4 protein-coding genes are annotated in these 3,564 nt (G+C 67.4%); 1 reads left to right on the plus strand and 3 read right to left on the minus strand.

The window, feature by feature from the left end; translation table 11 throughout:
* Position 1: 1 nt before the first annotated feature.
* On the plus strand, positions 2–733 hold the full coding sequence (gene tatC / locus RBR29_RS11095; protein WP_320349287.1) for a twin-arginine translocase subunit TatC: 732 nt from the start codon (positions 2–4) through the stop codon (positions 731–733).
* A gap of 37 nt (positions 734–770) precedes the next feature.
* Here tatC and dsbD read toward each other — a convergent pair whose 3' ends face one another.
* From dsbD to RBR29_RS11110, 3 genes are all read right to left on the minus strand, one after another.
* A complete protein-coding gene (gene dsbD / locus RBR29_RS11100; protein ID WP_320349289.1) occupies positions 771–2,822 on the minus strand; it encodes a protein-disulfide reductase DsbD in 2,052 nt (683 codons plus the stop codon).
* A gap of 37 nt (positions 2,823–2,859) precedes the next feature.
* Positions 2,860–3,264 (minus strand): divalent-cation tolerance protein CutA, encoded by a 405-nt coding sequence (cutA, locus tag RBR29_RS11105; RefSeq protein ID WP_320349291.1) that lies wholly within the window; start codon positions 3,262–3,264, stop codon positions 2,860–2,862.
* 151 nt (positions 3,265–3,415) lie between these two features.
* Positions 3,416–3,564 (minus strand): bL17 family ribosomal protein (locus RBR29_RS11110; RefSeq protein ID WP_320349293.1); only part of this gene is annotated, 149 nt, incomplete at its 5' end.

The following is a 3,564-nucleotide window of genomic DNA, read 5'->3' on the forward strand; positions in this document are numbered from 1 at the left end:
GCTGCGGGCCGCGATGGCCGTGCTGGGCATATTCGTGGTGCTGTTCATCTATCCGGGCCCGTCGATGATCTACGACATCCTGGCCCAGCCCATGCTGGCCTCGCTGCCCCAGGGCACGCGCATGATCGCCACCGGGGTCATCACGCCCTTCATGGTGCCGATCAAGGTCACCCTGCTGGCGTCCTTCATACTGGCCCTGCCGTTCGTCCTGTACCAGGCCTGGGCCTTTGTCGCGCCGGGCCTGTACCGCCACGAACAGCGCCTGGCGCTGCCCCTGATCGTCTCCAGCACCCTGCTGTTCCTGCTGGGCATGGCGTTCTGCTATTTCGTGGTTTTCCACACGGTCTTCAACTTCATTGCCCATTTCGCGCCGCAGTCCATCACGCCAGCGCCTGATATCGAGGCCTACGTCAATTTCGTGCTGACCCTGTTCATCGCCTTCGGCGTGACCTTCGAGGTCCCGATTGCGGTCATCCTGCTGGTCAAGACCGGCATGGTCTCGGTCAAGAAACTGCGCGAAGTCCGGGGCTATGTGATCGTCGGCGCCTTCGTGCTGGCTGCCGTGGTGACGCCGCCCGATGTGCTCAGCCAGATCCTGCTGGCCGCGCCGCTGTGCCTGCTGTACGAAATCGGCATCCTGGCCGCCTCGGCCATCGAAAAGCGCAAGCCGGCCGAAGACGAAGCCGATGCAGGCACTGCGCTGCAGACGACCGACGAGCCACCGCAGGATTGATGCGGGCGACCGCACGCCACGGCGTGCATGTCCGATTTCATTCCAGCACCCGATCCAGCACCTGCAGGAAAGCATCCGCTTTCCTGAACCCCACCACCCGGGCCTCGGGCAACATTTGCCCAGCGGCAAAAAACAAGATCCCCGGCGGGCCGAACAGGTCGAAATGCGCCAGCAGGGCGCGGTCTTCGTCCGTCATGCGGGTGACGTCCGCCTGCAACAGCAGCATCCGACTCATGCGTTCGGCTACGGCCGGATCGCTGAAGGTGAATTTTTCCATTTCCAGGCAGGACACGCACCAGTCGGCATAGAAATCCAGCATCACGGGCCGGTCGCTGGCCGCCAGCCGCGCCTCCAGATCCGCCAAGGACGTCACACGCGTGAAGCGGGCCCGGATGACGGCAGGGTCTGCGGCAGCCGCCACGCCACCGGCACTGGCGCCGGCGGCGCCCACGGTAAAGGGCGCCAGGGGGCGCAGCATGTCGTGCCCTCCGGCCAGCAGACCCGCGCCCTGCGCCAGCCCCCACAATGCCAGCAACAAGGCCAGGGCGCGCGCCAGCAGCCGCAATGGCCCGGCCTGGCTGGCATCACCCTGGGACGCCGCCGACCAGACCAGCAGCGCAGCCCACAGTGCCAGCACGACCCAGCCCGCCACATACAGCCCGTCCGCCAGTAGCGGTCGCGCCATCCACCAGGCCGTTGCCAGCAGCAGCAGGCCAAACCCAGCCTTCAGCGGCGTCATCCAGCCCCCGGCGCGCGGCAGCAGGGCGCCCGCGCCCGCGCCCACGGCCAGCAACAGTAGCCCCTCGCCCCAGGCCAGGGCAAACAGGGCCGCGCCGCCCACCACGACATCACCGGTCTGCGAGATGAACAACAGCACGCCAGCCAGCGGTGCCGCCATGCAGGGGCCAACGATCAAGGCGGACAGCAGACCCATCACGAACACCCCGCCCGCGTGGCCACCCGGCAAGCGCTGCAAGCGCGCCTGCAGCGCCGACTGCAGGCCGACCGGAGCCTGCAGGGTAAAGACATCCAGCATCGCCAGCGCGAACAGCGCCAGCAGCACGGCAAAGGTGCCCAGCACCCAGGGCGACTGCAGCCAGGCAGCCAGGCCCGCGCCCAGCAGTCCAGCCGCCACCCCCAGCGCGGTATACACCAGGGACATGCCCAGCACATACAGGGCTGCCAGCCCGAGGCCACGCGCCCGGCCCACCGCGCCACCGCCGGAAATCACGGCCAGCAGAATAGGCACCATGGGCAGCACGCAGGGGGTGAGCGACAGCAGGATGCCCAGGAGCAGGCTCAGCGCCAGAATCTGCCACAGCGGGGCCTGATGCAGCCAGGCCGCCATGCCCACATCGCTCAGGTCCAGCCAGGATGCGCCCTCCGGCCTGAAGGCTCCAGCCTGCGCTGCGCCTGCCGGGGCCTGTGTCGCCGATCCAGAAGCCGTCGATGCAAGCGCCGCAGCCTCGTCGCGTGGCGGCGGCACCCGGTCACGCACCGAATCGCCCACCGCCCGATAGCCACTGCCATCGGCCTGCAAGACCAACGTCTGCGTCATGGGGGGATAGCACAGGCCCGCATCCGCGCAACCCTGGCTGGTGACGGACACCTGCAGGGGGCCCGCTGCACCTGGCTGCAGCGCCGCCCGCAGCGTCACCTGATCATGGAAGACCTCCATGTCCTGATCGAACGTCGGGTCGTACTTGACCTGCCCGCGCGGCAGCAGCAGGGCGTCGCCCCAGGCCGGGGCCCGGGTCTCGGTATCTGCGGGGCTCAGGTCGGATCGCCGGAACAGCAGCAAGCCGCCCTGCGCATCCTCGATGCGCACCTCGAAGCGGTCCCGATACATGTAATAACCCGGCGCGATCTGCCAATGCAGATCCAGGGTCAGGGGGTCGGCCATGGCGACCGATTCGACGAAGGCTTGCTCGGGGTCCAGGAATTCGTCCGCCGCCCAGGCCGCCACCGAAGCCAGCAGGCCGCCCAACAGCAGCAACAGCAGGCCCGCCAAGTGGTGCGGCAGCCGGCGCGCCCACGAAAAAAACGGACCCGGCGTCCGCTGCGAATCCAGGTCCTGCAGGTACGGCATGGAAGTATTCCTTGGAGACAGTATCGGGAACGTTCCGTCAGGCATCCCCGGCGGCATTCTGGACGGCGGCCCGTGTGGCCTGGGCAACCCAGGCCAGGTAGTCACGACTGCCCGCCGGCGCGCCCAGCACCACGAATTCGGGGATCTCGTAGGGATGCAGTTCGCACAGCCGCGCATACAGGGCAGGCAGCGCATCCGCCGTGGTCTTGAAGGTCAGCTGGACCTCGTCCGTGCCTTCGAGTTCGCCCTGCCACAGATACATGGACACGACGGCCGGCCCCACCTGCGCGCAGGCAACCAGAGATGCTTCGACCAGCACATGGGCAATGCGCTTGGCCAAAAGTTCGTCAGGTGCGGTGCTCAGCACCACCACCGTATCGGTGGGCGCGCCCGCCTGGCGCACGACCGGCGTGACATCGCCGCCAAGTATCTGATCTGTCATGGTTTCACGGCAAGGTGGACAATGCGCCCATTGTACCTGCGGCAGGCCCCGGCCAGCATGACTCAATGCAAAACGGACCCTGCAGGGTCCGTTCTGTCACACGCTGCCGTCAGCAGCGACACACGTCACCCCACAGGGGGCGCGGTGGGGCTTATTCGCCGGCGGGCGCCTCGTATTCCGGGCGATCGACCAGTTCCATGTAGGCCATGGGGGCATTGTCGCCCTGGCGGAAACCCATCTTCAGCACACGGGTGTAACCCCCGTTGCGCGCGGCAAAGCGCGGTCCGATGTCATTGAACA

The organism is Castellaniella sp., from assembly GCF_034007085.1.
Classification (GTDB): Bacteria; Pseudomonadota; Gammaproteobacteria; order Burkholderiales; family Burkholderiaceae_B; genus Castellaniella.

Excerpts from the sequence above, each read along its gene's own strand:
- dsbD (WP_320349289.1), bottom strand. The coding sequence starts at position 2,822 with ATGCCGTACCTGCAGGACCTGGATTCGCAGCGGACGCCGGGTCCGTTT.
- cutA (WP_320349291.1), bottom strand. The coding sequence starts at position 3,264 with ATGACAGATCAGATACTTGGCGGCGATGTCACGCCGGTCGTGCGCCAG.